The sequence below is a fragment of the Stenotrophomonas maltophilia group sp. msm4 genome (assembly GCF_032025605.1).
GTDB lineage: Bacteria > Pseudomonadota > Gammaproteobacteria > Xanthomonadales > Xanthomonadaceae > Stenotrophomonas > Stenotrophomonas sepilia.
The window spans coordinates 1257574-1280954 of sequence record NZ_JAVSKK010000001.1 but is presented as its reverse complement, the minus strand read 5'-3'; the positions used below and the strand labels follow the sequence as shown (position 1 = coordinate 1280954).

General features: G+C 65.6%; 26 protein-coding genes and 3 pseudogenes. 18 read left to right on the top strand and 11 right to left on the bottom strand.

The window, feature by feature from the left end; genetic code table 11:
• Positions 1-33 precede the first annotated feature (33 nt).
• Genes ROV93_RS06110 through ROV93_RS06095 form a run of 4 tightly spaced genes read left to right on the top strand, consistent with a single transcriptional unit; the run spans position 34 to position 2081 of the window.
• The gene (locus ROV93_RS06110; RefSeq protein WP_072167106.1) at positions 34-960 is read left to right on the top strand and encodes a LysR substrate-binding domain-containing protein; all 927 of its coding nucleotides are present in this window, start codon (positions 34-36) and stop codon (positions 958-960) included.
• Positions 957-1418 carry an AraC family transcriptional regulator gene (locus ROV93_RS06105; RefSeq protein WP_065177773.1) on the top strand — a complete coding sequence of 154 codons (462 nt, stop codon included), beginning with the start codon at positions 957-959 and terminating at the stop codon, positions 1416-1418. The genes ROV93_RS06110 and ROV93_RS06105 overlap by 4 nt, the downstream gene beginning before the upstream one ends.
• Positions 1419-1428: 10 nt before the next feature.
• Positions 1429-1854 (top strand): VOC family protein, encoded by a 426-nt coding sequence (locus ROV93_RS06100; protein ID WP_005416636.1) that lies wholly within the window; start codon positions 1429-1431, stop codon positions 1852-1854.
• Complete coding sequence (locus ROV93_RS06095) at positions 1851-2081, top strand: hypothetical protein (RefSeq protein ID WP_061478310.1); 231 nt, start codon at positions 1851-1853, stop codon at positions 2079-2081. The genes ROV93_RS06100 and ROV93_RS06095 overlap by 4 nt, the downstream gene beginning before the upstream one ends.
• A 7-nt stretch (positions 2082-2088) precedes the next feature.
• Here ROV93_RS06095 and ROV93_RS06090 read toward each other — a convergent pair whose 3' ends face one another.
• Positions 2089-2784 (bottom strand): HAD family phosphatase, encoded by a 696-nt coding sequence (locus tag ROV93_RS06090; protein WP_072167105.1) that lies wholly within the window; start codon positions 2782-2784, stop codon positions 2089-2091.
• Between the two features lie 131 nt (positions 2785-2915).
• On the opposite strand from ROV93_RS06090, the gene ROV93_RS06085 reads away from it, so the two are divergent.
• Positions 2916-3104, top strand: coding sequence for a hypothetical protein (locus tag ROV93_RS06085; protein ID WP_141653556.1), 189 nt, complete (start codon positions 2916-2918; stop codon positions 3102-3104).
• A gap of 16 nt (positions 3105-3120) precedes the next feature.
• On the opposite strand, the gene ROV93_RS06080 is transcribed toward ROV93_RS06085, so the two are convergent.
• Complete coding sequence (locus tag ROV93_RS06080) at positions 3121-3861, bottom strand: DNA/RNA non-specific endonuclease (protein WP_072167103.1); 741 nt, start codon at positions 3859-3861, stop codon at positions 3121-3123.
• A 311-nt stretch (positions 3862-4172) separates the two neighbouring features.
• Entirely contained in the window at positions 4173-5186 is a 1014-nt protein-coding gene (locus ROV93_RS06075; protein WP_072167102.1) for a DUF4034 domain-containing protein, read from the bottom strand.
• 159 nt (positions 5187-5345) lie between these two features.
• Here ROV93_RS06075 and ROV93_RS06070 point away from each other — a divergent pair, with 159 nt between their 5' ends.
• Positions 5346-6920 carry an alpha/beta fold hydrolase gene (locus tag ROV93_RS06070; protein WP_072167101.1) on the top strand — a complete coding sequence of 525 codons (1575 nt, stop codon included), beginning with the start codon at positions 5346-5348 and terminating at the stop codon, positions 6918-6920.
• Positions 6921-6924: 4 nt separating this feature from the next.
• On the opposite strand, the gene ROV93_RS06065 is transcribed toward ROV93_RS06070, so the two are convergent.
• Both ROV93_RS06065 and ROV93_RS06060 read right to left on the bottom strand, forming a co-directional pair.
• Positions 6925-7854, bottom strand: a complete 930-nt coding sequence (locus tag ROV93_RS06065) for a DUF6708 domain-containing protein (RefSeq protein ID WP_070489131.1) — start codon at positions 7852-7854, stop codon at positions 6925-6927.
• Between the two features lie 87 nt (positions 7855-7941).
• Positions 7942-8211: pseudogene (locus ROV93_RS06060) on the bottom strand (PfkB family carbohydrate kinase); the annotation flags it as partial.
• 185 nt (positions 8212-8396) lie between these two features.
• Between ROV93_RS06060 and ROV93_RS06055 the strand changes: the two are divergent.
• Positions 8397-9611, top strand: coding sequence for a hypothetical protein (locus ROV93_RS06055; RefSeq protein ID WP_070489134.1), 1215 nt, complete (start codon positions 8397-8399; stop codon positions 9609-9611).
• 65 nt (positions 9612-9676) lie between these two features.
• On the opposite strand, the pseudogene ROV93_RS06050 reads toward ROV93_RS06055, so the two are convergent.
• Together ROV93_RS06050 and ROV93_RS06045 are read right to left on the bottom strand one after the other, a co-directional pair.
• A pseudogene (locus tag ROV93_RS06050) lies at positions 9677-10029 on the bottom strand (LysR substrate-binding domain-containing protein); the annotation flags it as partial.
• Positions 10019-10276 (bottom strand): annotated as a pseudogene (locus tag ROV93_RS06045) (arsenic transporter); the annotation flags it as partial. The pseudogenes ROV93_RS06050 and ROV93_RS06045, both read right to left, overlap by 11 nt.
• A gap of 66 nt (positions 10277-10342) precedes the next feature.
• On the opposite strand from ROV93_RS06045, the gene ROV93_RS06040 reads away from it, so the two are divergent.
• On the top strand, positions 10343-10555 hold the full coding sequence (locus tag ROV93_RS06040) for a hypothetical protein (protein ID WP_072167099.1): 213 nt from the start codon (positions 10343-10345) through the stop codon (positions 10553-10555).
• Between the two features lie 106 nt (positions 10556-10661).
• The gene (locus tag ROV93_RS06035; protein WP_255299115.1) at positions 10662-11219 is read left to right on the top strand and encodes a hypothetical protein; all 558 of its coding nucleotides are present in this window, start codon (positions 10662-10664) and stop codon (positions 11217-11219) included.
• Here ROV93_RS06035 and ROV93_RS06030 read toward each other — a convergent pair.
• From ROV93_RS06030 to msuE, 3 genes are read right to left on the bottom strand one after another with little or no spacing between them, the layout of a single operon-like run.
• Positions 11176-12210, bottom strand: coding sequence for a methionine synthase (locus ROV93_RS06030; protein ID WP_072167097.1), 1035 nt, complete (start codon positions 12208-12210; stop codon positions 11176-11178). The two genes, ROV93_RS06035 and ROV93_RS06030, sit on opposite strands and share 44 nt — an antisense overlap.
• Before the next feature lie 39 nt (positions 12211-12249).
• Complete coding sequence (locus tag ROV93_RS06025; protein ID WP_072167096.1) at positions 12250-13227, bottom strand: DUF1852 domain-containing protein; 978 nt, start codon at positions 13225-13227, stop codon at positions 12250-12252.
• Positions 13228-13283: 56 nt separating this feature from the next.
• Positions 13284-13877 (bottom strand): FMN reductase, encoded by a 594-nt coding sequence (msuE, locus tag ROV93_RS06020; RefSeq protein ID WP_072167095.1) that lies wholly within the window; start codon positions 13875-13877, stop codon positions 13284-13286.
• A gap of 75 nt (positions 13878-13952) precedes the next feature.
• Between msuE and ROV93_RS06015 the strand changes: the two genes are divergently transcribed.
• The 4 genes from ROV93_RS06015 to ROV93_RS06000 all read left to right on the top strand — a co-directional run bounded on the left by ROV93_RS06015 (position 13953) and on the right by ROV93_RS06000 (position 16856).
• The gene (locus ROV93_RS06015) at positions 13953-14867 is read left to right on the top strand and encodes a LysR family transcriptional regulator (RefSeq protein WP_072167094.1); all 915 of its coding nucleotides are present in this window, start codon (positions 13953-13955) and stop codon (positions 14865-14867) included.
• On the top strand, positions 14867-15751 hold the full coding sequence (locus ROV93_RS06010; protein ID WP_072167093.1) for a methylenetetrahydrofolate reductase: 885 nt from the start codon (positions 14867-14869) through the stop codon (positions 15749-15751). The genes ROV93_RS06015 and ROV93_RS06010 overlap by 1 nt, the downstream gene beginning before the upstream one ends.
• Positions 15752-15839: 88 nt before the next feature.
• Complete coding sequence (locus tag ROV93_RS06005) at positions 15840-16367, top strand: DUF6622 family protein (protein WP_180890322.1); 528 nt, start codon at positions 15840-15842, stop codon at positions 16365-16367.
• A 108-nt stretch (positions 16368-16475) separates the two neighbouring features.
• Positions 16476-16856, top strand: a complete 381-nt coding sequence (locus ROV93_RS06000; RefSeq protein WP_072167091.1) for a hypothetical protein — start codon at positions 16476-16478, stop codon at positions 16854-16856.
• 61 nt (positions 16857-16917) lie between these two features.
• Here ROV93_RS06000 and ROV93_RS05995 read toward each other — a convergent pair whose 3' ends face one another.
• Entirely contained in the window at positions 16918-17820 is a 903-nt protein-coding gene (locus tag ROV93_RS05995) for a LysR family transcriptional regulator (protein WP_010485668.1), read from the bottom strand.
• A gap of 109 nt (positions 17821-17929) precedes the next feature.
• On the opposite strand from ROV93_RS05995, the gene ROV93_RS05990 reads away from it, so the two are divergent.
• From ROV93_RS05990 to ROV93_RS05970, 5 genes are all read left to right on the top strand, one after another.
• Entirely contained in the window at positions 17930-19051 is a 1122-nt protein-coding gene (locus ROV93_RS05990; protein ID WP_088497594.1) for a 4-oxalomesaconate tautomerase, read from the top strand.
• Between the two features lie 75 nt (positions 19052-19126).
• Positions 19127-20185 carry an ABC transporter substrate-binding protein gene (locus tag ROV93_RS05985; RefSeq protein ID WP_072167148.1) on the top strand — a complete coding sequence of 353 codons (1059 nt, stop codon included), beginning with the start codon at positions 19127-19129 and terminating at the stop codon, positions 20183-20185.
• A gap of 14 nt (positions 20186-20199) precedes the next feature.
• Entirely contained in the window at positions 20200-21033 is an 834-nt protein-coding gene (locus ROV93_RS05980; RefSeq protein WP_049467258.1) for an ABC transporter ATP-binding protein, read from the top strand.
• On the top strand, positions 21017-21793 hold the full coding sequence (locus tag ROV93_RS05975; RefSeq protein ID WP_005409726.1) for an ABC transporter permease: 777 nt from the start codon (positions 21017-21019) through the stop codon (positions 21791-21793). Before ROV93_RS05980 ends, ROV93_RS05975 begins: the two co-directional genes overlap by 17 nt.
• Before the next feature lie 133 nt (positions 21794-21926).
• Positions 21927-23360 carry a porin gene (locus ROV93_RS05970; RefSeq protein WP_072167089.1) on the top strand — a complete coding sequence of 478 codons (1434 nt, stop codon included), beginning with the start codon at positions 21927-21929 and terminating at the stop codon, positions 23358-23360.
• Positions 23361-23381: the final 21 nt, after the last annotated feature.

Sequence of the window (23381 nt, the reverse complement as noted above, 5' to 3'; positions counted from 1 at the left end):
CGCAGATATCCGGGCTCAGGCTAAGCCACACTTATGGTGACCCAACGCCAGCTTCCATCGCTTGCCGCCATCCGCGCCTTCGAAGCGGCGGCGCGGCTGGGCAGTTTTGCCCGTGCCGCCGAAGAGCTCGACACCAGCGCGGCATCGGTGAGTTACCACGTGCGCCGGCTGGAGGCCCAGACCGGCACCTGCCTGTTCCTGCGCCATCCACAGCATGTGGAGCTGACGGCGACGGGTGCCAGCGTCGCGCAGGAGGCCACCCGGGCCTTCGACGCGCTTCGTGCCAGTTTCATGCGCGCCGCTGACATGGATGCGGCGCGACTGCGCCTGTCCGTATTGCCCACGCTGGGCACCAGTTGGTTGACACCGCGGCTGGGCAGTTTCCGCGGCCGCCATCGGAGCATCGTGCTGGAACTGGACCTGTCGGCAGAGCCGCAGGACCTGGCCGCCGGGCATTTTGATGCTGCCATCCGCAATGGGCATGGCGAGTGGCCCGGGCTGCAGGCCACGCCCCTGTTCCCCAGCATTTTCACCCCGTTGTGCGCGCCAGCGCTGCTGCCGGCGGCAGACGGGCTCGGGCGCCGGGCCTTGGAGGTTCCGCTGCTCGGCAGGCCCGACTGGTGGGCACTGTGGTTTTCCGCACATGGCGCGGTTCCGCCGCCGGCCGAGGAGAGCCTGGTCAGCCCCTTTGCGGTAGAGCATCTGGACGTCGGCGCGGCCATTGCCGGGCAGGGCATCGCCATTGCTTCGCCAATCCTGTTCCAGGCCGAACTGGACAGCGGGCGCCTGGTGCAGGCACATCCCGGTGTGGCCAGCGACGGGCGTGGTTTCTGGTTCGTGGCACCGACGGCGCGCAGCCGGAGCGCGAAGGTCATTGCATTCGGTGACTGGTTGGGCGAGCAGGCCGCGCAGGCTAGGCATGCGGCGCGACATCATCTGGCGAGCACGGTGGCGGCATGAACCAGAGCCCTGAACTGCTGCGACGCCTGCTGCGTGCCAAGGACCGGATGGACCATGCCAGCCACGAGGACTGGCCGGTGGCCCGCCTGGCCGAAGTGAGTGCCGTATCCGCGGCGCATTTCGCGCGTTCGTTCAAGCAGGCCTTCGGGCTGCCGCCGCACCGCTACCTGCTGAGCCGCCGCATCGAACGGGCCGTGGCGATGTTGCGTGACACCGATCTGCCGGTCACCGAGATCGCCGCGCAGACCGGCTGGAGCAGCCTGGGCACCTTCGGCCGCATCTTCCGTGACATCACCGGCGACAGCCCGGGCAACGTGCGCGAGCGTGAGCGGGCCGGCCAGGCGACGCCGGCCTGCGTGCCGGAGTGCCACGCACGTGCCGCGCAGCGACCGGACCTGAACATGGCAGTTTTGGAGAAGCGCCGGCGCGCGGCGGTTGCTAACGTGGATCCCACGTGAGGGAGGTCCCATGACAAACACTGTGAACACGGTCGGCCTCTATGTGCGCGACCAGGATGAAGCGCTCGCGTTCTACGTCGGCATGCTCGGTTTCGAAGTGCACACCGATGTGCGCAATGGCAGCTACCGTTGGCTGACGGTACGCAGCCCCGGCCAGGACGGATTCCAGCTGGGGCTGTTCGTTCCGGGCCCGCCCACACACGACGCGGCCACCGCGCAGGCACTGCAGCAGCTGGTGGCGAAAGGCGCAATGCCTCCGCTGGTGCTGGCCGTCGATGACTGCCGGGCACGCTATACGCAATGGCTGGCACGGGGCGTCGAGTTCACCCAGGAGCCGGTCGAACGCTATGGCGCCATCGATGCCGGATTCCGTGACCCGTCCGGCAATGGCTGGAAGATGATCGAAGCCCGATCCGAAGCGAGGCGCCGTCAATGAGCCGGGGTGGCTGGGCGCGGCCCGTGCATCGCTGGACCTCGATCGTCTTCACCCTGGCGGTGATCGCCAATTTCGCAGCTCGCGGGCTGGGGCAGGGCGAGCCGGCAGCGTGGATCACCTATTCGCCGCTGCCGCCATTGTTCCTGCAGCTGTTCACCGGCCTGTACCTGTTCGTGCTGCATTACACCGGGAAACGCCGCAGCGCCACGCTGGGCGCTGCAGGCTGAGGCCGCCTCAGGCTGCAGCGTCGGCGGCGTAGGCCGCCAGCAATGCCGGCAGCTGGTCCATGCGCTGGAAGATCACCTTCGCACCCGCAGCGCGCAGGGCCTCCGGCGTGCTGTGGTGCGGGCCGCCCTCGCTGAAGCCAAACACGGTGGCACCCGCCGCGACGCCGGCGGTCGCGCCGGTCACGGTGTCTTCAATGACCGCGCAGCGCTTCGGATCCACACCCAGCGCGGCAGCGGCCGCCAGGTAGACGTCCGGGTGCGGCTTGGTGTTCGGCATGTCCTGGCCGCTGTAGACGTGGTCGCCGAAGGCATCGAGGATGCCGACCTTGCCCAGCTGCAGTTTCACCTTGATCAGGTCGGCACCGGACGCGCAGGCAATGCGGCCACCGGTCGCTGCGGCGATCGCACGCACGGCCTCGGGCGCCCCCCGGATCGGCTCCAGATCCCGTTCCAGCGCCCGGTTGCGCTGCTGGCGGAACTCCTCCAGCCATTCCTCGGTGAACGGCTTGCCGGTGCGCTCTGCGATCAGCCCGGCCAGATGGGCCACGGATTGGCCCAGGAAGACCTCGCCGGCCTGCGCCGGGGTCAGCGGCCAGCCGCGTGCGGTCAGCATTTCCGAGAGCACGCGGGCGACCAGCGGCTCGGAATCGACCAGTACGCCGTCGCAGTCGAACAGCACGGCATCGAAGGGGAGACGGGACATCAACTACTCCGGGAACAGCCAAAGGGGCGAGGCGCCCGCCATTTTCCCATAGCGGGACGGGCAGGGCACGCTGGCCACAGGAACGCTAGACTGCCGGGCCACCCCACCCAGCGCTTGCACGGGAATACCCCTTGAACCGAGTGCGATCCCGGGCCCGGCACCATCGCCTCATCAGTGCCGGCATCGCCGGCGCGGTGACGCTGGCCGGCAGCTGCCTGCTCCCCGTCCTGCTTGTCGTTGCCACCGTCGCAGGCGCCGCAGTGCAGTTCCTGGTTGCCAGAGTGCTGGCGTCACGATGGCTGCGCGTGCAGGCATCGTGATTCCTCTGCCTGCCGATCAGCCCAGGTCACACCCTGCAGGCTGTGGCCAGGTGCTGGCCGGCAGCATGTTCTTCAGCGAGGTCGGTGCGTTGATCGCCACATAGCTGGCGCCCAGCAGCTCCTCCAGATCGGCAATCGTCACCAGATAGTTGTCCAGGCTGCCCAGGTTGGCCTCGTTGGGAATGATCCAGCTGATCGCCTTGGCGGTTCCGGTGTTCGGGTCACGGGTGATGATCGTCTTCCAGAAGAACTCCGGGGTCGGGATGCCATGGCTGGCCAGGAAGTAATCGTTGGCGGCGTCGCCGTAGACCACACCACCGTAGACGTCCACCGGTGCGATGTCGCGGTAGCACTCGGCCACGTTTTCGGCCTTCACCCAGATGCCCTGGTTGAAGCTGGACACCTGCGGCACGATGTTGGTCATGTAGTTGGCGCGGCGGATGTAGGTCGCGTCGTAGTCCATGTGGTTGGACGTGACCAGGTGGCCACGGTCGTAGCCGGATCTGATGCTGGCGTAGGACGCGGTGCTGGTCTGGCCCAGGCAACCGGCCGGCAGGTCCGGGTCCTTGTAGAAGCTGGACGGCCGTGCGGCCGAACCGGTATCGGCAGTAAGCGTGTACTCGTAGCGGGTGGCGCTGTGGATGCTGCAGTCGTAGGTCAGCACGAAGCCGCCCTTGTTGAGGGTGACCACCTGGGCCTGTGCAGCACCGGCAAAAGCACTGAGTACGAAAGCAAAGACAAAGCTTGCAAGGCGCATTTCGATTCTCCAGCAGAAGATTCAGGGCGCAGCCGCCCGTCACGACCTGGCCGGGGCGAGGTCATGCGGAGATGCTGCGGAGACGGATGCTGCGGATTGCGGTGGAGCCTGGCCGCGTTGTTGGGCCATCAGCCCTGCGGTGTCATAAGCGTCACAAGCTGGCGTCTTGTGGTCAATGACGAAAGGGCGAAGCTGTGATCATGCGCAAGCACTGGTGATATGTCAGATCACGCGGCGCGTGGATGACACGCGCGCGTGCTAGGCGCCCGGCAGGCCTGCCAGCTGCGCCCCTGGGCCTGCGGCGGCGGGCGCTACAGGAATGTTTCCTGTTCTTCGTCCGGCGCCAGGCATGCGGCCTTGCTTTGCTCGGTCGAGTGCGCAATGGCCGCCTCGTCGAAACCGGCGCGGCTCAACCACAAACGATTCCAGCGGACCAGTGCGTCGCCGTCGCGTGCCAGGCAGGCATAGCGGACGATCGATTCCAGGTTGTCGATGGTCGGGTACTGCTGGGCGATTTCGTCCAGCCCCTGGCGCATCAGCGGCCAATCTGGCTTCGCTGCGCGGAAGTGATCGGGCGAATATTCGGTGGCCGACCAGTACAGCCGTGCGTAGCGCATGGCCCGCTTCTTCTTCGGTGCACTGGCCATCGAGTGCCGCGCGAAGGCTTCCATCTTCTGCGCGCTGCCACCCCAGGCCGGCGTGAAGTACTCCATGGCAATGAGGTGCAGTGGTTCGTAGTCGGGGAAGGCCTTCGCTGCGCGATCAACGAGCGCCAGCATTTCGTCGTCATCCGCGCTTTCGCGCAGCGCGATCAGCACGTTCATCTCGTGCCAGAACGGGTCGCCGCCGGCAACATCCTCATGCGATTGCAGGTAGGCCCGCGAAACCGCGTTGTACTCATGGAACTGTGCCCAGTCGTCGGCGTTGACGGTGTTGGCGTAACCGTTGCCGCGGTAGCTCCAGGCCAGGTTGAGTGGAATCCGTGCGGTGATCAGGTGGGCCGCCGCAGACTTCGGCGCGTGCTGAACCCAGCGCGCCGCCCATGCAGACCAGTCGTTCCAGGCTTGAACCTCCTGCCGCGACGTGCCGATTGCACGCGACATGCAGATGTAGAAACGGCCGAGCCGGGATTGGCCGGCGGCGTTGAGCTCGCCCTTGCGGAAACGCGCGGCCATCGCATCAAGTGCCGCAAAGTCTTCGTTGGCCATCAGCCGCGCAATCTCCGCGCAGTCGTTGGCCGGTTCGGGGGCATCTTCCGCCAACACTGAAGGGGCGAACAGATAGGCGACGCTGGAGAGCGTGCCTGCGACGAGCATCCTGTGCATCGGGGGCGTCCTTGCTTTGATGGGAGACTGCGGAGGGCCCGCAGTGCCTTGAAGCATAGCAAGGCGCGCTTTGCGGCATGTTGCGTTGCAAGGTGCCAGCCACCATTCGCACTGGTACGGTCCGATCCGTTGCACCACCACCGACGGGGAGAGACAACGATGCGCAAGGTTCTGCTGCTGTTGATCCTGCTGACCGGGCTGGCGCCCACGGCCCTGGCGGCCACGGTCAAGACCACCCATCGCACCATCCCCAGCTGGGATGGCACGCCCCTCGGGGCCTTCGTCATCGAACCCCAGGATGCCGGCAGTGGCCGCTATCCGCTGCTGGTGATGCCCAGCAGCTGGGCAGTGCCCAGCGTGGAGTACGTGGGCGCGGCACAGTCGCTGGCGCAGCGCGGCTATGTGGTCATCAGCTACAGCTCGCGCGGCTTCTGGGAGTCCGGCGGCAGCATCGACATCGCCGGGCCCGCCACGGTCGAAGATGTCAGTGCCCTGATCGACTGGGCGCTGGCCAACACCCGGGCCGATCCGGCCAGCATTGGTGTCTCTGGCATCTCCTACGGGGCCGGCACCAGCCTGCTGGCGGCGGCACGCGATCCGCGCATCAAGGCCGTTGCCGCGCTGAGCGGCTGGGCCGACCTGCAGGCGTCGCTCTACAGCCATGACACGCCCAGCGCACAGGGCATCGCCCTGCTGGTGGCAGCCGGCCTGGCCACTGGCCGCCCCGGGGCGGAGCTGGCCACCATCAACGGCAATGTGCTGGTCGGCAACTACCAGGGGGCGGTGGACTCGCTGCTGCCGGTAGCGGCACAGCGCAGCCCGGCCAGCAGCCTTGATGAGATCAATGCCAACCAACCCGCGGTATTCCTCGCCAACGCCTTCAACGACAGCCTGTTCCCGCCGGGCCAGCTGGTCGACTTCTTTACCCGCCTGAAGGGACCCAAGCAGTTGCAGCTGCGCCATGGCGACCACGCCCTCAACGAAGCCTTCGGTGCGCTCGGCATTCCCAATGAAGTCTATGCCGCGGTGGGCGACTGGTTCGACCACTACCTCAAGGGCGTGGCCAATGGCATCGACCGCCAGCCGGCGGTGCAGTTGAAGTCGCAGAAGGGCAGCTGGAGACGTTATCCGGACTGGCAGGCCACCTCTACCGGCGCCGTAAGCTACGGGCTGACCGCGCCGACCGGGCTGCTGCTGCCCACCGGAGGGCTGGCCGAGAGCGGTGGCGGCACCGGTTGGAACTACCGGATCGGCAGCGGCCTGCTGACCGCCGCCAACTCCGGCGTGGTGATGGCGTCCGGCGCGCTGCAGATGTTCAACCTGCCGCCCGGCGCCTATGTGCCGTTCGTTGACCGCAACGCCGCAGGCGTCTGGCAAGGCCCGATCTACTGGAGTGCACGCCGCCTGGATGGCGCACCGGAAGTGCGGTTGACGGTGACGCCCACGCGCGCCGACACCACGCTGTATGCCTACCTCTATGCCGAGGATATGCTGGGCAACGGCCAGCTGATCAGCCACAAGCCGTACACCCTGCGCGGTGCCACGCCCGGCCAGCCGAGAACCATCGATCTTCGCCTGGAAGCCAGCAGCTGGAACCTCCCGACCGGCAGCCGGCTGACCTTGGTGGTCGATACCGTGGACCTGCGCTATGCGGGCATCAGCCAGCTAGGCGGTGCGGTGACCTTCAGCTCGCCAGCCAACGCGCCTTCGGTGCTGAAGGTGCCTTTGCATTGATGGGTCAGCGCAGGTCCGGTGGATTCATCGAAGCGTCGCGGACACAGGGATCACCGGCGTCCGGTGTCAGGCACGCCTCGATGTCCGGTGGAAACCGCGGAATCCTGCTGGTCTGCATCACCACCCAGCGCATGATCGTGTGCAGGTAGTTGAGTGGCAGCATCGTGAGCCACATGAAACCCGGGAGCTGCGCGTCTTCGGCGAAGATGCGCTCCTTGCCGGACGCGAAGCTCTCGCGCTTGCCGTCCAGCGGCATGCAGTAGTGCACCGCGTCCACGACGGCTGCCGGTCCTTCTTCCATGTAGCGCCGCAGGAACTCCCAGTGGGCATGCGCGTTCTCGATGCGGGAGGTCGCGATGCAGAACGCGAACGTCTCCCGTACTGTCACGCCATCCGCGTCTAGGATCAGTCCGCGGACATCCCAGTTGTACCATCCGAAGGTTCCGGTTCCGCGGCCAAGCGTGAAATACACCCGGTCCCAGGGCGCGCTGAGGGTGGTGCCATCCAGCCGGAACACGTGTATCTGCCGATGCTTGCGATCAAGCGCGATCGGATAGTAGGTCCAACGGAACAGCTCGAGGCAAGCTACCCATATGCTCGCTGCAGTGAAGACGGCCAGCATCGCCATGCCTATGAATATCGCCTCCCACAGGCCGTTTTGGTTCGGTAGCCTGTTCACGACCAGCAACCAGAGCAGCATCAGCATGCCGCCCAGCCCGAAGGCAATGCCGATCGCGCCCAGCAGGGCTGCAAAGCCACGTGCGGCGAACCAGCGATCCACCGAAACCAGGCAGTTCGAATTCATCTTCACCACGCACAGCTGCGCCAGCGGCGCGACATCCAGTCGCTTCTTCCGCAGCAGGCGGTGCTCACGATCAAACGCATTCAGCGGGCGGTTGTTGGGAAATTTGCGCGTGTATCCGGTGTAATCCATGGGCGATCCCTGCGCGATTCCAGCGCCCGTTGGATTCTAGCGGGATTATCCTGGGGGAGATCAGCGACGAACGTCGAACTGGTCGCTCTACATCAGCGCCCGGACTTCAGCTTCGCGGGCAGGGCTGAAGTCGCCGGGAATGGCGTGCTTCAACGCGCCCGCAGCCAGTCCGAAGCGCACGGTGCTTTCTGCGTCCAGCCCGGACAGCAATCCGTGCACGATGCCGGCGGCAAAGGCATCGCCACCGCCGATGCGATCAACGATGCCGGGCAGCGGCCTCGGAGGAGCCTGCGCGCGGGTTCCATCGCGTCCCAGCAGCAGCGCACCGAGCACGTGATGGTCGGCGCTGATTACCTGGCTGTTTCTGAAGAACTACCAGCGCTAAGCTTGATCTGGCGCGACGCACACCTGCGTTGAAGCGCGCAATGCATCACGAAACGGTGAATGGCCCTCCTGCCCCGCCGAGCGCAAAGAGGTTTCCTGCTACCTTCGGCCGTGGAGCCGGCACTGGCTCCTGAACTCATTCCATGGAGGAAACCTAGATGTCGCTAGCATCAGTTCTGCTTGTTCTCGCGTCAGCTCAGAGTCTCGCGGTCATGCCGGCAGGCCAGGCATTTTCGGAGAAGGAATCGGATATCGCTGCCAAGGCCTACATGAGTGCGAACGGCGTGTCACTCGACACCGCCAAGCGCAGGCTGGAAGTTGAATCCGAGCTACCTTCGGTCATCGCCGAACTGAAACGGCGATACAGTGATCGGCTCGCATTTGTTTCGATCGAAAACATGCCCGATCAACACCTCGTTGTTGGACTGAAGGGAAACATGATGGAGGCGGTCCGGCACTTCAGAGTGAGTGACTCATCCATCAGGGTCGAGTTCGAGGAGGGGTATCCGTACACGGAGAAGGAGTTCTCCGAAACCATGCATAGAGTCGTTCCACTTGTGGTCGAACTCATACCTGATGCAGTGAGTGTGGACGGCCGCCCCGAGCTGGGCATGATTGACGTTTCGGTTCGTGGAGCCGATGCAAAATCGTATGAAGCGGCCAAGCGCAAGATTGAAGAGGCTGCGAAGCTGAAGGTCAACATCATCCTTGGGAGGGATCCCTTCCGCAATTCGGCGTACACCGCCGGTGGGGCGATCCTGACTGCCAATGGCAGGATGTGCACAAGCGGCCTTGCGGTTCGGCACAAGCTGACCAAGGTAAAAGGGCTCCTTACGGCAGCGCACTGCGATGATCAGTTGCTTTACAGCAATTACGGTCATGAGGTTGGTGGCCCGCAGGTCATGATGCCACTGACATTCCAGGACGCGCTCTTCGACGGTAGTCACGATGTTCAATGGCACTCGCTTCCTGCTGGAAATACACCGCTCCAGGAAGTGTTCGCAGAATTGAAGGGTGAGTACCAGACGAAGGCATTGATACTGATCCATGCGGACCTTCCACTGCATGGCCTCCTTTGCTTCCGAGGGGCTCGCACCGGCTTCAGTTGCGGAACCGTCACATCGGTGCAGCACGCCCCGTTGGGCGTATGTGGCGCTGCAGTCTGTGCACCCACTTGGGGAAGAGTGGAAGGCTCCGAACTTGCATGCGCGTCCGGTGACAGCGGCGCCGCCGTCTTCAACAAGAGCGGCTCAGGCTACGGGATCGTAAAATCCGCTGAGAATCCCAGTGATTCAATCGAGAAGGGAAGCTGCAAGGCATTGACCGTCATGCCCTTCGGCAAGGTTGCCGATCTGAATCTCGACCCGGTATGAGGCACCGGGACCGAGGAAGCCTTCAGTAGGCGCCGCAGGGAATTGCTGCGGGCAGGAGAGGTGGCGCGCTCTGCCGTGGGCGAGAGCAGGGCACCACGGCGGCGGACTATGCCGATCGTGCGCGACACTACCGGGTTGCCGATCGCGCGTGTCACCAGGGTGGGGTGATCCCCGTCCGGCGTGGCCATCTTCGGCAGCGCTGACACGCCGATGCCGGCCTCGACCATGCCCAATGAGTCGACAGGTGGGCCACTTCGTAGTGCCAGCTGAGCTTGAGGCTCTCACGCGCCAACGCACCATTCAGCAGCGTGCGGTTGCCGCTTGTGCGGTGCACGGTGATCAACTGGCTCTTGGCCAGATCCGCCCATTCCACCTTGCGCTTGCGTGCCAGGGAATGATTGTGCCGGGTCGAACAGGCCTTCGCGCCGGGCCAGCCGGGCCAGCCCGGCCAGCATCATCATGCCGATCAGGAACAGATAGACATCGCGGCCCTCGGCCACCGCGTGCAAGGTCGTGCCGAACGGCACCGTTCCCAGCAGTGGAAGCAGAAGAGCAGCCCCCAGTGCCCACACGTACTCCGGAATGCGGAATGGCCGGAACAGCAGGCCGAGGGTCGCCACGGTCACGGCCGCCCAGATGAGGAAAGAGGAACAGGAAGCGAGCATCGGGCGGGGTGTCACACCTCCCCGCATAAGGTGGGAGCCATTCAGGGCGTTGCGGTGGACTCAACGATGTTCGACTACCAGGGCTGGACCTTCAACGCCAATGGCCGAACCTGGGTGGCCCGGGTGGAACTGGATGGCGACGGCGGCGGCACCATCAACCGTTACCGGTTGACCCTCGGGCCCGCCCAGTCCGGGCTGTGCATCAAGGTGGCCTCGCAGGAGGAAGCCGCCAAGAGGCTCGAAACCGAGGTGGAGAAACTGCTCGGCCCAGAGTGGTAAAGAGGGGAGTGGTAAAGAGGGCTTCACTGCGGCAGAAGCGTTGTGAGGTTGCCAGCGCCACTCCGCAATCTCAGTCCATGCGACGGCCGACCGTATTCTTACGGCCATGCATTCGCCCTCCAGCGCTCCCGATTTCATGATGGCCCGCCGGCCCTCGGGCTGGGTGCAGAGCGGCGAGCGTTGGGATCTGTGGTGGAACGGCCGTTCGGTGGCCAGTATCGTGCCGCATGCCGCGCTCGGGTTCCGTCTGTACCTGGACGCACGCAAGATGTCACAGGTCAAGGTCGTGTCCGCCACCAGCACCCGTCAGGCCAAGCGCTACGCCGAGCGCTGGTGTGCTGCACGGCTCTGCCCGCAGTTGCCTCTGCGCGATGCGGTGGCGCGATTGGTGGATGCCGGTACTCCACCGCCTCCGGCGCTCACGCGGGAACAGCGGCAGCAGGCCCGGCGCCTGGCCGAAGCCGGGGCAGGGGAGATGGGGCGGATCAAGGAAGCGCTGGCGCCACGGCCGCGCATGACGGCCGCCAGGCCCGAGGTGCAGGGGCGAGGTGGAGCCTGGTCTGTACCAGGCCAGGTTCCATCCTCCCCGCGCCGAAACGGGAACACATCCCCAGCCAGGGCTACGCCGAAAGCTCCTCACGTACGATCCTCGCCCCCGCGCTGAGTGCGCGCAGCTTGCCCCTGGCCACGTCGCGCGCCAACGGCGCCATGCCACAGTTGGTGCTCGGGTAGAGCTTGTCGGCGTCCACGAACTGCAGCGCCCTGCGCAGCGTGTTGGCCACATCCTCCGCCGATTCCACCGTGTTGGAGGCCACGTCGATGGCGCCCACCATCACTTTCTTGCCACGCACCAGCTCGATCAGGTCGATCGGTACGTGCGAGTTGTGGCATTCCAGCGAGATGATGTCGAGGTTGGAGGTCTGCAGCTTGGGGAACGACTCTTCATACTGGCGCCATTCCGATCCCAGCGTCTGCTTCCAGTCGGTGTTGGCCTTGATGCCGTAGCCGTAGCAGATGTGCACGGCGGTCTCGCACTTCAGCCCTTCGATCGCACGCTCCAGCGCGGCCACGCCCCAATCGTTCACTTCGTCGAAGAACACATTGAAGGCCGGCTCATCGAACTGGATGATGTCAACGCCGGCGGCCTCCAGCTCCTTCGCTTCCTCGTTGAGGATCTTCGCGAACTCCCAGGCCAGCTTTTCGCGGCTCTTGTAGTGCGCGTCGTACAGCGTGTCGATCATCGTCATCGGGCCGGGCAGCGCCCACTTGATCGGCTGCGTGGTCTGCCGGCGCAGGAACTTCGCATCCTCCACGAACACCGGCTTCGGACGGCTCACTGCGCCGACCACGGTCGGCACGCTGGCATCGTAGCGGTTGCGGATGCGCACGGTTTCGCGCTTCTCGAAGTCGACGCCGCTGAGATGCTCGATGAAGGTGGTGACGAAGTGCTGCCGGGTCTGCTCGCCGTCACTGACGATATCAATGCCGGCATGCTGCTGTTCCTGCAGGGACAGGCGCAGGGCGTCCTGCTTGCCCTCGATCAGGCTTTCGTCCTGCAGCTTCCAGGGTGACCAGAGCTTCTCGGGCTCGGCCAGCCAGGAGGGTTTGGGCAGGCTGCCTGCGGTGGAGGTGGGGAGCAGCGTCTTCGTCGGCATCGTGTGGTGTGTCCTGGGGGCGAATGGGAAATCGATGGATCAGCGGGCGGCCCACTGCTCAAGCACGGCGCGGTACGGCTTGATGAAGTGTTCTTCGGTGAACCGGCCCTGCTTGACGGCCAGCTGGCTGCGCTCTTCGCGGTCGTAGACGATGCGGGTGGAGGAGTAATCCTGGTGCTTCAGGCTGGGCTGGTAGACCTTGCCGGCCACGGAGTTGGCGTTGTAGATCTCCGGGCGGTAGATCTTCTGGAAAGCTTCCATCGTGCTGATGGTGCCGATCAGTTCCAGGTTCGAGTAGTCTCCCAGCAGGTCGCCCTGGAAGTAGAAGGCAAGCGGCGCCACGCTGCCCGGTGGCATGAAGTAGCGCACCTGCAGGCCCATCTTGTCGAAATACTGGTCAGTGGGGGAGGACTCGCCCTGGCGGTATTCCACGCCCAGGATCGGATGGTGGTTTTCGGTGCGGTGGTAGGTCCTGCTGCTGGAAACACTGATGCAGATCACCGGCCCCTTGCTGAAGTTGGCGCGGTAGGCGTCCGAGCGCAGGAAGTGCTGGAACAGCTTGCCATGCAGGTCGCCAAAGCCCTCCGGAAGGCCGAAGGTGTCCTTGCCTTCGTTGCTGGCCGGAAGAACCACGCTGAAGTCGTAGTCACGGACATAGGACGAGAAGTTGTTGCCGACGATGCCTTCGGTGCGTGCGCCGGTGTGCGTGTCGACGATGGTCGGGCGCAGCACTTCTATCAAGGGAAAGGGGTCGCTGCCCGCGTTGCCATCGATGTGCATCTCCACCGAGATGATGTCCAGCTCGACCGCGTAGCGATCGGCGCTTGGGTTGTCCCAATGCGCCAGATCATTGAGGCGGTTGTTGATCATGCGGATGGTGTTGCGCAGGTTTTCCTGCCGGGACGCGCCGCGCGCCAGGTTGGCGAAGTTGGTGGTGATGCGCGTGCCTTCGGCCGGCTGGTAGTCCTCGTTGAACGGGATGCGCGTGATGCTGAAGGTGAAAGCGTCGTTCGTCATGGGCGGCGTTCCGTTTGCAGGGTGACATCCAGATGCAGGTCGGCGGCATCTGGCATTCAAAGGGCTTCGATGGCCTCAGCGGCGGCGACTGGCGCGCGGCGATTGGACAGCGCAAGCAGCGGCATTGCGCGCTGCACCGCCAGTCGTGCGCGCTGGATCAGCGCTTCGTTGTGCACGCGCCCCTCGGCGAAATCGCGGTCGGTGGCATACACGCCCAGGGGCAGGGTGCGGGCCTGGAAGAAGCTGAAAAGCGGCCGCAGCTGGTGATCGATCACCAGTGCATGGCGGTCACTGCCGCCGGTCGCGGCCAGCAGGATGGGGGTATCGACCAGCGCGTCCTGGTCGATGAAGTCGAAGAAGTGCTTGAACAGCCCTGTGTAGGAGCCGCGATAGACCGGCGTGCTCACCACGAGCACATCGGCCCGTTCGACGGCCACCAGCTGGCGCTCGACAACCTCCGGGAGCTGCGAACGCCACAGCGCACCGGCCAGCTGCGGCGCCAGTTCGCCGAGTTCGATCAGCTGTTGTTCGCTGCGCATGTTGTCGCCGATCAGGCCCAGCAGGTGCTCGGCGAGGGTGGCGGCCCGGGAGGGGCGCTGCAGTCCACCGGAGACGGCGACGATTCGGAGGGGGCGTTGGGATGAAGGCATGACCCGATCCTAGCCATGCCTTTCCATGACGTAAAATGGTATTACTTCACCTATCCATGAGTGAGATTCATCTTTATGTTGGAGCGGATCCACCTCAGCATCGTGCAGCAGGTCGAGCAGCAGGGCTCGCTCACCGCAGCGGCCGGCGTGCTCAACCTGACCCAGTCGGCGCTCAGCCACAGCATGAAGAAGCTGGAGCAGCAGCTGGGTACCGATGTCTGGCTGCGCGAAGGCCGCAGCCTGCGGCTGACCCAGGCCGGGCAATATCTGCTGGCAGTCGCCAACCGGGTGCTGCCGCAGCTGGACCTGGCCGAGGAGCGCCTGCGCCAGTTTGCCCAGGGCGAGCGCGGCGCGCTGCGCATCGGCATGGAATGCCACCCCTGCTACCAGTGGCTGCTGAAGATCGTCTCGCCGTATCTGGCCGCGTGGCCGGATGTGGATGTGGACGTCAAGCAGAAATTCCAGTTCGGCGGTATCGGCGCCTTGTTCGGCTACGAGATCGACCTGCTGGTCACCCCCGACCCGCTGCTGAAGCCAGGCCTGAAGTTCATCCCGGTGTTCGACTACGAGCAGGTGCTGGTGGTGGCCAGCAACCACGCCCTGGCCAAGGTGGACCACGTAAAGCCGCGCCAGCTCAGCCAGGAAGTGCTGATCAGCTACCCGGTGCCGTTCGAGCGCCTGGACATCTACAACCAGTTCCTGCTGCCGGCCGGCATCACCCCGCGGCGCCACAAGGCCATTGAAACCACCGACATCATGATGCAGATGGTGGCCAGCGGCCGCGGCGTGGCCGCCATGCCGCGCTGGCTGGTGGAGGAGTACGCCGCGCGCATGGACGTGGTGCCCGTACGCCTGGGTGCCAAGGGCATCCCCAAGCAGATCTATCTGGGTGCGCGCGAGGCCGATACCAGCATCGATTACCTGCAGGCCTTCATCGAGCTGGCCCGCAACAGCTCGCCGCTTGCCGGCAACGCAGACGGAGCCCGTTGATGCCCGTACCTGGATCACTGCGGGCGGAAGCCTTCATCAACACCTTTTCATTGGAGGTCAGCGCGAAGGCCATGCCCGCGCTGCGCGCCGAGGCTGACCGCATACCGCGCGGCACGATCATCTCCATTCCCTGGCTGGCCAGCGAGGATGACGACGCACGCCTGGCCGCCGCACGCACGGTGCGCGCGCTCGGCTTCGAGCCGATGCCGCATCTGTCTGCGCGCCGTATCGGCTCGCGCGCGGTACTCGGGCGGTTCCTTGAGCGCGCGGCCAGCGAGGCTGGTGTCGAGCAGTGCCTGGTGATCGCCGGTGACCTCGCCACGCCTGCTGGACCGTTTGCAGACAGCATTTCGATCATCGAGGCCGGACTTCTGGAACGGTGCGGCATCAAGGTCGTTGCTATCGGCGGGCACCCGGAAGGGCATCCTGTAATGAGCAGTGACGAACGCTGGCAGGCGCTGGAGGGAAAATGCCAGGCCATCGAAGCACGTGGCATGGCCCCCTTGGTCGTCACCCAGTTCGCCTTCGATGCCGATACCGTGCTGGCCTGGCTGGATGGACTGCGCGCCCGTGGCATCAGCGTTCCGGTGCTGGTCGGTGTGCCGGGGCCGGCAAGCATCCCCCGGCTGCTGCGCTACGCCGCGATGTGCGGCGTGGGCGCCAGTGCATCGATGTTGGCCCGGTATGGCATCTCGATCGGCCGGCTGCTGGGAACGGCGGGGCCGGAGGTGTTCGTTGACCGCCTGGTGAAGGGGCTGACCAGCGCCCATGGCCCGGTCAGCCCGCATTTCTTCCCGTTCGGTGGCGTTGCGCCGTCGCTGGAGTGGATGGCGCGGTACCGGCGGCGCATTTCCAGTGCCCGCAGCGTAATCCCCGAAGGCTGACAGCTGTCACTGGCTGCAACCCGGGCGGAAGCGAATAGTGAGCGCCAAGGCGAGCGCATCTCGCCACCACTCACCAAGGGGACCGCTCATGAACATGCTCCAGCATCTCGCCTCGCAGACGCCGATCTGGGTCTGGCTGCTCCTGGCCTTCCTGGTCACCCGTGGCATCGCCGCCATGAAGCCGGCCGAGACCTCGCTGCAGAAGCTGGCGATCGTACCCGCCTTGTTCGCCGTCTGGGGTGCGTGGTCGGTCAGCCATCGCTTCGGCGCGTCGCTGAGCGCCTGGAGCGAATGGCTGGCCGGCATCGCCACGGGCGCCGCGCTTGCCTGGCTGCTGCTGAATCGGTTGAAGCTGACGCTGGACCGCAGTACCGGCAAGCTCTGGCGCAACGCGGATTTCAGCCTGCTGCCGCTGCTGCTGGTCACTTTCCTGGTGAAGTACTGGTTCGAAGTCGCATTTGCGGTGTCGCCGTCGCTGTCCGCCAATGCTGGCTTCAATGCCGCCTACCTGCTGCTGGCAGGCGGATTCACCGGCATCTTCGTTGGCAAGTACGGCCGATACCTGGCCTCGCTGCGGATGGATGCGGCAGGCAAGGGGCTGGAAACCGCAGGCTGATCGCCCGGGTAGTGCCGGCCGCTGGCCGGCTTCCCCATGCAGGGTTGTGCGGGGCTGACGCAGGCGTCACCATGCCCACCACTGGCCAACACCGGAAACGCTGACGTCATGAAGACCACATCCTGGTTCTGGATCAACGTGGCCAGTCACTTCGGTATTGTCGCCGCCCTGGCCTGGCTGCCCGCACGGTGGACGGGCCAGCTTGTAGAGGGTTTGGCCGGCACTCAGCCGGCTACTGGCGATGCCCAGCATGTGGCCCTCATTGGTTCCATTTTTGGCTTCTGCGTGACCGCACTGATCTTCATGGGGGCGCTGACAGTCACCGGCGAACTCCTGGGTTTCTCCAGGCCCTATGCGCGGCGGCCGGAGCCCCGGAACGAAGCGCAGGTCGTGCACCGGAAGGTGTTGCTGGTTGCATTCGCCACGCTCTCGTGGGTGGCCGTGGGATCGCTTGCAGGTATTGCGTCGATCTTCGCGGCTTCGTCATGAAGGGCGGCCCTGCCAGCGTCTGGCGCGCCGGAACGCATAGGCGCGTGAACCGCGCAGTTGCTCACGCCTCCCCGCGCCACTGGCTCATCAGCATCTGCAGGAATCGCTCCGCCGTGGGCGAGAGCAGGGCGCCGCGGCGGCGGACGATGCCGATCGTGCGTGACACCACCGGGTTGCCGATCGCGCGCGTCACCAGGGTGGGGTGATCCCCGTCCGGCGTGGCCATCTTCGGTAGCACCGACACGCCGATGCCCGCCTCGACCATGCCCAGTGACGTCGACAGGTGGGTCACTTCGTAGTGCCAGCTCAACTTGAGGTTCTCGCGCGCCAGCGCACCATCCAGCAGCGTGCGGTTGCCGCTGGTGCGGTGCACGGTGATGAGCTGGTGCTCGGCCAGATCGGCCCATTCCACCTTGCGCTTGCGTGCCAGAGGATGATCGCGCCGGCATGCCAGCACGAATGGATCTTCAGCGAGCACGTCGAAATCGAGATTCGGATCGTTGGCACCCATGAAGTTGATGCCGAACTCCACTTCGCCACGTTCCACTGCCTGCAGACCCTCCGTGGCCGGGATATCCAGGATGCGGAAGCGCACGTTCGGGTGCGCTTCGTGGAAACGCGCCATCACGCTGGGCAGGAAGTAGAACGCCGCCGTCGGCAGGCACGCGATGGTCACGGTAGCGCCGCGGGTGTCTTCGCGGCCACGCAGTGAGAACAGCGAGCCATCGAACTCCTCCAGCATGCGACGCACCAGCGGCAGCAGGTTCTCGCCGACGGCGGTAGTGCTGACGCTGCGCGTGGTGCGCTCCAGCAGCGGCGACCCCACCGCCTGCTCCAGTTTCTGGATGCGGCGGCTGAGTGCTGGCTGGGAGACGTGCAGGATTTCTGCGGCGCGGTGGAAGCTGCGGGTCTCCGAGACCAGCAGGAAGGCGCGTAGATCCAGGATTTCGCAATTGATGCTCATGGGGTATCAATCATCCAAAAATCAGCAATTCACAGATCAATTGGGGTCATGCCAGTATCGAATCACAGAGGGGTCATTCATCCCCTATACGCATCAATCTAGCACACGTATGTCCAACGATCTGCTCAGCATTCCCTGCGTACTCATGCGCGGCGGCACCTCCAAAGGCCCGTTCTTCCTGGCCAGCGACCTTCCGATGGACATCGCTGAACGCGATCGCCTGCTGCTGGAAGTGATGGGCTCGGGCCATCCGTTGCAGATCGACGGCATCGGCGGTGGCAACGCGCTGACCAGCAAGGTGGCGATCATCGACCGCTCCAGCCGTCCGGACGCCGATGTCGACTACCTGTTCGCCCAGGTGCGGGTAGAGCAGCAGGTGGTGGATACCTCGCCGAACTGCGGCAACATGCTGGCGGCCGTAGGCCCGTATGCCATCGAGCGTGGGCTGGTGCAGGCGCAGGATCCGCAGACCGAGGTGCGCATCCACAACGTCAACACCGGCAAGCTGATCATCGCCACGGTGGAAACGCCCGGCGGCAACGTGGTGTACCGCGGTGACACGCGCATTGCCGGCGCGCCGGGCTCGGCCTCGCCGGTCAGGCTCGCTTTCCTTGATGCGGCAGGCGCCCGCACCGGCAAGCTGCTGCCCAGCGGCCACGCGCAGGAGACCATCGATGGCGTGCCGGTCAGTCTGGTGGACTGCGCGATGCCGATGATGCTGGTGCGTGCCGAAGACCTGGGCGTGCGCGGCGATGCCCCGCCCGCCGAACTGAACGCGGACGCGGTATTCATGCGCCGGCTGGAAGCGCTGCGCATCGAGGCGGGCGCCCGCATGGGCATCGCTGACGCCGGCAACAAGGTCATTCCGAAGCCGGTGCTGCTGTCGGCGCCGCAACATGGGGGCGATCTGCAGGTGCGCTATTTCATGCCGCATCAATGCCACACCGCGCTGGCCATTACCGGCGCGGTCGGCCTGGCCACCGCCGCTGTTACGCCGGGCACGCTGGCCCACACTTTGGTCGGATGCCTGTCCGTTCCCGGCAGCATTACCCTCGAACATCCGAGCGGGGCCCTGGAGGTGGGCCTCAGTCGCAGCTCGCAGGACGCGCCGGTCGTTGCCAGCGTCGTGCGCACCGCACGCCGGCTGTTCGAAGGACGCGTGTTTGCCACCACGCCAGCACTTGCCGTGGCCGGTTCCACCCAAGCCCGCCAATGGACGTCAGCGGCATGATCTGAACCCGGACGGGCCGGCGCAGGTGCGCATGCCCGCCATTACAACGTAGATGCTTCACTCCTGGGAGGGATGATGTACAAGCAGTTCTTGATGGCCGCGCTGTGCGCGGCTGGTCTGGCCGCGGCCGGATGCAGCAACAGCGGGCGCACCGAAGGCGCATCCGCCGGCGGTGGTGACCATGCACCGGTACGCATCAGCGTCGGCTCCTACAACCTCAACAACCTGCCGTTCTTCATTGCCGACGCCAAGGGCTACTTCAAGGACGTCGGCCTGCAGGTGAAGACCGAGAACTTCGCCCAGGGCGGCTCCAAGGTATTGCAGGCGCTGGTGGCCAATTCCACCGATGTGGCCGTCGGCTTCTACGACCACACCATCCAGATGCAGGCCAAGGGCAAGGACGTGGTGGCCTTCGTGCTGCTCTCGCGCAACTCCGGCCTGGTGATGGCCGGCCGCGAGGATGCCAGCTTCGATCCGGCACGCCCGGAAACCATCAAGGGCCAGAAGGTCGGGATCACCGCGCCGGGCTCATCGTCGGACTTCTTCGTCCGTCACTTCCTTGCTCAGCACGATATCCCGGTCGACAGTGTCTCGCTGATCGGCGTCGGCTCGGGCGCGGCTGCGGTGGCCGCGCTGGAGCAGGGCAAGATCGACCTGCTGGTCAACTACGACCCGGCCGCCACCCTGATCACCGAGCGCAAGGTCGGGAAGATCCTCCTCGACGCGCGCAGCGATGACGGCGCCCGCCAGGTCTATGGCGGCCTGTACCCGACCTCGGTGATGTACGCCAACCAGAGCTTCCTGGACAAGCGCCCCGAAGCGGCCGAGAAGATCGCCCGCGCCGAGCAGATGGCGTTGAAGTTCATCGCCGACAACAGTGCTGAAGACATCGTTGCGGCGCTGCCGGACAGCTACGTCTCCGGCGACCGCGCCACCTATGCGCGCGCGGTGGAGAACGCCCGCGCGATCTTCACCCGCGACGGTCATTTCACGCCGGCTGATCTGGAAACGCCGTTGAAGGTGCTGCGCGAGTTCAATACGGATGTGGCCAAGGCCAACATCGATCTGTCCCGCACCTACACCAATGCCTTCGTCGAGCGTGCCAACGCCGCGGCGCCGGCTGCCCAACCGTAAGCGGAGGTAACCCCATGGCCCTCAATGCCACCGTGCGCCAGCTCAATGGCGCACCGCAGCTGGAGCCTGCACAGACCATGGTCGCCATCAACAAGGTGACCATGTCCTTCGGCGAATTCACCGCCGTCCGTGATGTCGACATCCAGGTGGGGGACGGCGAGTTCCTTGCCATCGTCGGGCCGACCGGCTGCGGCAAGAGCACCATCCTCAATTCCGTGGCGGGCCTGCTGAAGCCGTCGTCCGGGCAGGTCAGCATCGATGGCCGTGCGGTCAGCGGCGTCCAGGAGTCGGTCGGCTACCTGTTCCAGCAGGACGCGCTGCTGCCGTGGAAGACGGCTTACCAGAACGTTGAGCTCGGCCTGCGCTTCCGCGGTGTGCCCGAAGCCGAACGCAAGGCCAAGGCCAACGCGTGGCTGGCCAAGGTCGGCCTGGCCGGTTTCGAGCACCGCTATCCGCACCAGTTGTCCGGTGGCCAGCGCAAGCGCGTGCAGATGGCGCAGGCGCTGATCGTCGAGCCGAAGGTGATCCTGATGGACGAACCTTTCTCGGCGCTGGACATCCACACCCGGCACCTGATGCAGAACGAACTGCTGCGCCTGTGGCAGGAGGACCGGCGCTCGGTGATCCTGATCACCCACGATCTGGAAGAAGCGATCGCCCTGGGCGACCGCGTGGTGGTGCTGTCATCCGGTCCGGCCAGCCGCGTGGTGCGCAGCTTCGACGTGGATCTGGAACGCCCGCGCAACGTGGCCGAGATCAAGCTGGATGACCGTTTCACCGACCTGTACCGCGACATCTGGGCCTGCCTGCGCGGCGAAGTGGAGAAGAGCTATGCACGCCAAGACTGACAAGTTCATCCAACTGGCCCTGGTTGTGGCCGTGTTCGGCGGCTGGGAGGGCGGCATCGCGCTGGGCGTGATCGATCCGTTCTTCTTCCCCTCGCCAACGGCGATCGTGCAGCAGGCCTGGACCTGGCTGTCCGATACGTCGTTCTACCAGCACGTCTACATCACCCTGACCGAAACCGCGCTGGGCTACATCATCGGCACCGGCCTCGGCGTGGCCGGCGGTGTCTGGTTGGGCCTGAGCCGCCGCTCGGCGCGCATCCTCGATCCCTTCATCAAAGGCTTCAACGCAATTCCGCGCGTGGTGCTGGCCCCGATTTTCGTGTTGTGGCTGGGGCTGGGCCTGTGGTCGAAGGTGGCGCTGGCGGTCACCCTGGTGTTCTTCACCACGTTCTTCAATGCCATGCAGGGCGTACGCGAGGTGAATCCGGTGGTACTGGCCAATGCCCGCATCCTGGGCGCAAGCCGCAGCGACCTGCTACGCCATGTCTACTTCCCGGCAGCAGCCAGCTGGATCCTGTCCTCGCTGCGCACCTCGGTGGGCTTCGCCGTGGTCGGCGCGATCATCGGTGAGTACCTCGGCGCCTCGGCGGGCCTGGGTTACCTGATTGCGCAGGCAGAAGGCAACTTCAACGCCGTCGGTGTGTTTGCCGGCATCATCATCCTTGCCGCCTTCGTGCTGGTCATCGACGCGCTGCTGGACGTGGTCGAGAACAAGCTGATCACCTGGCGTCCCAACGCCCAGGCCCAGGCCACCAGCTGACCGGGCCGGGCTGAGCCCGCCTGCCGCGCCGCCGGGCCGATCCGGCGGCGCGCGCTTCCTCCCCCGATCTTCCCCCGCACCACCGCAACAGGCCAGCGCCGGGCCAGGGGCCGGCTGGCCGGAGAGAGAGTCCATGAACCATTCCACCGTGCTGCCGCTGGCAGCGCTGTCGGTCGCGCTCGGCCTGCTGTTGGCCAGTGGCCATGCCGGCGCCCAGTCCACGTCTTCGCTGCCCGCGCCGCTGAGCCAGGCTGAGCTGTCACGCCTGGTGCAGCAGCAGGCACTGCAGATCCAGCAACTGGAAGCACGCCTCCGCGCCGTGGAGGGCGGGCACAGCACCGCCGGTGCGGCGGCCGCAACGCAGGCCCCCGCGCTGGACACCCGCGTCGCCGCACTGGAATCCAGCCAGGCCAAGGCGCCCAAGGTCACCTGGTCCAAGGGCGCACCGGAGTTCAGCAGTGCCGATGGCAGCGTGGTGTTCCGTCCGCGCGGACGCCTGTTCGTCGACGCATCCAGCACCGATGGATCGTCAGTGAGTGACCGCAACATCTCCGGTACCGAGATCCGCTCGGTGCGGCTGGGCGCCGAAGGCCGCTACGGCATCCTCGGCTGGGCGGTGGAAGGTGACTTCGCCGACAACGCGGTGGCGTGGAAGTCGGTCTACGCCACCGTTGACCACCGCCTGTTCGGGCTGCCGGCCGACCTGACCGTGGGCAACCGCCTCAACGACCGGGGTATCGACGGCTCCAGCAGCACGTCCAACACGCCGTTCCAGGATCGCAACGTGGTCGGCACGCTGATGCTGCCGCAGCGCGGCCTGTTCGGTGTCGGCCTGACCGAGCGCGTGTACGGCAAGAACTGGCATGCCAGCCTGTCGGTGGCCGGCAACGATCTCAACAACGCCGGCACCGACAACGACAGCCAGACCTGGGCCACGCGCGTGCATTGGAACCCGGTGGCCAACGACGCAGTCACGGTGCACCTGGGGGCCTGGGCCTTCCACGAGGAGATTGCCGCAAGCGCCAGCGGCGTCGTCCGCAGTTCGGCCATCGCCGGGCACTTCAACGACCTGGTCAAGATCGCGCCGGGCACACTGCTGGGCGCCGAGCGCAGCACGTCCCATGGCGCGGAACTGGCAGGCTTCTTCGGGCCGGCCTGGGCGACCGGCGAATGGGGTACGCGCAACCTGCGCGGGGCCGACGCCAGCGGGCGCTACGATCTGGATCACCAGGCCTGGGCGATCTCGGCGGGTTGGTTCCTGGCCGGTGCAAGGCCGGCCTATTCGGGCAAGGCCGGCACCTGGGGCCGGGTGAAAGTGGCCGATCCTGTCACCCGCGGCGGCGCCGGGGCATGGGAACTGAAAGGGCGCTACGAAGACGTGGACTATGCCGAGCTGCCCAGTGGCGGTACCGGCCACGCGTGGACGCTGGGTGCGAACTGGTATCTCAACGACTTCAGCCGCGTGATGTTCGAGGCGATCCGTTGGCAGACCCGCAACCGCAGTGGCAACGGCCAGGGCAGGGATGAAGGCACCACCTTCAACACCCGCCTGCAGGTGGCCTTCTAGCAGCGCATGCCGCTTGCGCGC